At 76.5% G+C, this 3,645-nt stretch carries 4 protein-coding genes and 1 pseudogene; all 5 read left to right on the top strand.

Annotated features, from left to right (window positions below):
* Positions 1-260 (top strand): annotated as a pseudogene (locus ACME2J_RS22070) (hypothetical protein); the annotation flags it as partial.
* Positions 257-1,165: an NADH-quinone oxidoreductase subunit H gene (locus ACME2J_RS22065; RefSeq protein ID WP_495547103.1), complete on the top strand. Its 909-nt coding sequence runs from the start codon at positions 257-259 to the stop codon at positions 1,163-1,165. The pseudogene ACME2J_RS22070 and the gene ACME2J_RS22065, both read left to right, overlap by 4 nt.
* Positions 1,162-1,737, top strand: coding sequence for an NADH-quinone oxidoreductase subunit J family protein (locus ACME2J_RS22060; protein WP_495547102.1), 576 nt, complete (start codon positions 1,162-1,164; stop codon positions 1,735-1,737). The genes ACME2J_RS22065 and ACME2J_RS22060 overlap by 4 nt, the downstream gene beginning before the upstream one ends.
* Positions 1,734-2,045, top strand: coding sequence for an NADH-quinone oxidoreductase subunit NuoK (gene nuoK, locus ACME2J_RS22055; RefSeq protein WP_495547101.1), 312 nt, complete (start codon positions 1,734-1,736; stop codon positions 2,043-2,045). The genes ACME2J_RS22060 and nuoK overlap by 4 nt, the downstream gene beginning before the upstream one ends.
* On the top strand, positions 2,042-3,645 hold a 1,604-nt coding region (locus ACME2J_RS22050; protein ID WP_495547100.1), incomplete at its 3' end, for an NADH-quinone oxidoreductase subunit 5 family protein. The genes nuoK and ACME2J_RS22050, both read left to right, overlap by 4 nt.

The following is a 3,645-nucleotide window of genomic DNA, read 5'->3' as shown; positions in this document are numbered from 1 at the left end:
CCCTGGGAGCGGCGGCCGACGCGCTCGCGGGCGCCCCGCTCCCCCACCCCTCGGCGACCGCCGGGGCCGTCGCCGTCGTCGACGGCGCGCGCGGCCCGATCCGGGTCTCGCTCGACGCCCGCGGAGGCGTCGAGCGCGCCGCGGTCGGCGCCCGCGCGGCGCGGGAGGCGGCGGCCACGCTGGCGCGCGGACTCGAGTGGGCGTCGGCGCTCGTCGTCGTGGCGTCGTTCGACGTCTCGCCGTGGAGGGTCGGCCCGTGAGCGACGTGACCCCGCTCGCCATCCTCCTCGTCGCCGCCGGCGGCGCGTATCTCGTCGCGCTCGCCGAGGCGGTCGTCGCGCGCCGCCCGATCGCCGTCACGGGACCCGCACGCGGCGTCGCCGCCGCGTTCCGCGAGCCCCTGCGGCGACCGGCGCAGTTCGACGCGTGGCTCTTCCACGGGGCCCCGCTCCTCCTGCTCCTCGCCGCGATCGCAGCGCTCGCGATGGTGCCGTGGGCGCCCGGCTTCCGCGGCATCGACCTCGCCTCGGGCGCGATCCTCTTCGCGGGCGCGCTCGCGTACGTGACGCCGGCCGTCCTCATGGCCGGCTGGGGCGCGGGCCACCCGGCCGCGGTCGTCGGCGGGTTCCGCTTCCTCGCGCTCATGCTCGCCTACGCGATGCCCATCGCGATGGTCATCACCGCCGTCGCGGCACCCGCCGCCTCCCTGCGTCCCACCGACATCGTCGACGTCCAGCACGCCGTCCCGATGGTCCTCGTGCAGCCGCTCGCCGCGGCCCTCTGGGTCCCGGCGGCGATGGCGGTCTGCCTGCTGCCGCCGTTCGACGTCGCGCAGTCGCGCGAGGAGCTCGACGGCGGGGCGTTCCGCGAGCACCGCGGCCTCGAGGCCGGTCTCCTCGTCCTCGCCCGCCGCATCCTCGTCGTCGCGCTCGCCGGCATGACCGCCGCGCTCTTCCTCTCCGGGTGGCACGGCCCGCTGCTCCCGCCGGCGGTGTGGATGGCGCTCAAGACCGCCGCCGTCGCGCTCCTTCTCCTCGCGGCGGGCCGCGTCGTGCCGCGCGTGACCGTCGACCGCCTCCTCCCCGTCGCGTGGAAGGTCGCGATCCCGCTCGCGATCGCGGCGATCGTCCTCGCCGCCCCGATCACCCTCGTCTTCTACCGGTGAGCGACCTCGCGACAGCCCTCGTCTTCTGGCCGGCCGCGGTGATCGTGCTCGTGTGGGGCCTGTACGTCTTCCGCACCTCGTCGATGGCGCGCGCCGGCCTGCTCCTCCTCGGGGCGCTCGGCGTCGAGGGCCTCCTCTTCCTCGCGCTCGGCAGCGAGTTCCTCGGGGCGCTGATGGTCCTGATGATGAGCGGCGAGATGGTGATCATGGTCTTCTTCATGGTCATGTTCATGCCCGACCCGGGCGGGCTCATGGGCATGGACATGACGCACGACAAGCGTCGCTCCGCGGGGGTCGCGCTCCTCCTCTCGCTCGGGCTGGCGGTGATCGCCGTCCTCACGGACTGGCCGGGGCGGCTCGCCGGCGCCGACGCGCCCGACGTCCGCGCGATCGGCTTCGAGGTCATGGGCCGCTCGATGTTCTCGTTCCTCTTCGCGGCGGTGACGATCCTCTTCGCGATGGTCTGCGGCGTCCTCGCCGCGGCGCACGGCGGGCGCCTCGACCTCCCCGAGCCGGGGGACGAGGCCCGCGGGCCGGGCGGCCGGCCGCAGACGGAGGGCGAGGCGTCGTGATCTCGCTGCCCGTCGTCCTCGCCGTCGCCGCCGTCATGTTCGGGATCGGGCTCTACGGGGTCCTCGGTCAGACGAATGCGATCATGGTGATCATGGGCGTCGAGCTGATGCTCGGGGCCTCGATGCTCAACGTCGTGGGGTTCCTGCGCTACGCCTGGCCGGACGCCACGAGCGGCGCGTTCTTCGTCCTCGTCGTCATGACGCTCATGGCCGTCGAGGCTGCCGTCGGCTTCGCGCTCGTCGTCGCGACGTTCCGCCGTCGGCGCACCGCGGAGGTCGACGACCTGACGGACCTCGGAGAGCGATGAGCGCCGCCCTCTGGCTCACCGTCGGGGTCCCGGCCCTCGCGGCTCTCGCCGTGCGGCTCGCGCCGCGCGGCGACCGCGCGGTCGCGGTCGCGGGCGCCGGGGCGGCGGCGGTCCCCGCGCTCGCGCTGCTCGTGGACGCGGCCTCGGACGGGCGGGCGCGGAGCGCGTTCACCTGGCTGCCCGCGGGGGACCTCGACGTCGGGCTGCGCCTCGACCCGCTCGGCGCGGCGCTCTCCGCGACGGTCGCCGTCGTCGGGCTCCTCGTCGTCCTCCATGCGACGGGGGCGTTCGCGGAGGACCCCCGGCGACGCTCCGGGCTCGCCGGCCTCCTCGCGTTCCTCGCCGCGATGCAGGGGCTCGTCCTCGCCGAGGGCTTCCTCACGCTCCTCGTCTTCTGGGAGCTCGTCGGGGCGGCGTCGGCCCGCCTCATCGCGTTCCACCGCGACGATCCGCGCGCCGCGCCGGGCGCCGTGCGGGCGTTCCTCGTGACGCGGGGCGCCGACGCCGGCCTCTACGTCGCGCTCCTCGCGCTCTTCTCGGCGACGGGCGGGCTCGCCTTCGACGCCGCGCGGCCCGACGGCGCGCTCGGCGTCCTCGTCGCCCTGGGGATCATCGTCGCGGCGATCGGCAAGAGCGCGCAGGCGCCGCTGCAGACCTGGCTCATGGGCGCGATGGCGGGCCCGGCGCCGGTGTCCGCCCTCCTGCACTCCGCGACGATGGTCGCCGCCGGCGTCGTCCTCCTCATGCGCGCCGAGCCGCTCCTCGCCGGATGGCCGCTCGAGGTCGTCGGGTGGGTCGGCGCGCTCACGGCGGTCGCCTCGGGGGCGATCGCGCTCGTCGAGGACGACATCAAGCGCGTCCTGGCGGGCTCGACGTCGAGCCAGCTCGGCCTCATGCTCGTCGGCCTCGCCGCGGGGGGCGTCGTCGTGGCGCTCTTCCACCTCGTCGTCCATGCCGCCGGAAAGGCGTGCCTCTTCCTCTCGGTCGGGGTCCTCGAGCACGAGCGCGACTCGACCGCGCTCGAGGACCTGCGCGGCGCCGGACGCGAGGACCGGCCGGCGTTCGCCTGCTTCGCGATCGGCGCGCTGAGCATCGCCGCCGTCCCGCCGCTCGCCGGGTTCTGGAGCAAGGAGCACGTCACGTCGGCGGCCGAGCACGAGACCGCCTGGTTCGCGCTCGTCCTCCTCGCCGCCGCGCTCGCCGCCGCGTACCTCCTGCGCCCGGCGCTCGTCCTCTGGTCGCCGTCGGCCGCGGCGGCGCGCGCGTCCGCTGCGGGACGCGCCGCGATGCTCGCGGGCGCCGCGCCGCTCGCGGCCGCGTGCGTGGCTCTCGCCCTCGCGGGCGGCCCTCTGAAGCACCTCGTCGGGGGCGAGCTGCCGAGCTCGTCGCTCTCGCTCGTCCTCTCCCTCGTCGCCCTCGCCGCCGGGACGGGGGCGGTGCTCGCGGGACCGCTTCCCGGGACCGCGGCCGTGCGCGCCGTCGCGCGGGCGGTCGCGGCCGGCGAGCCGGCGCGCTCGCTCGCCGCCCGCCCGGCACTCGGGCTCGCGCGGCTCTCGGACGGCGTCGACCGTCGCTTCGACCGCGCCGCGGTCGACGGGGC

Source organism: Paraconexibacter sp. (assembly GCF_059438195.1).
This window is presented reverse-complemented; position numbering and strand designations above follow the sequence as displayed.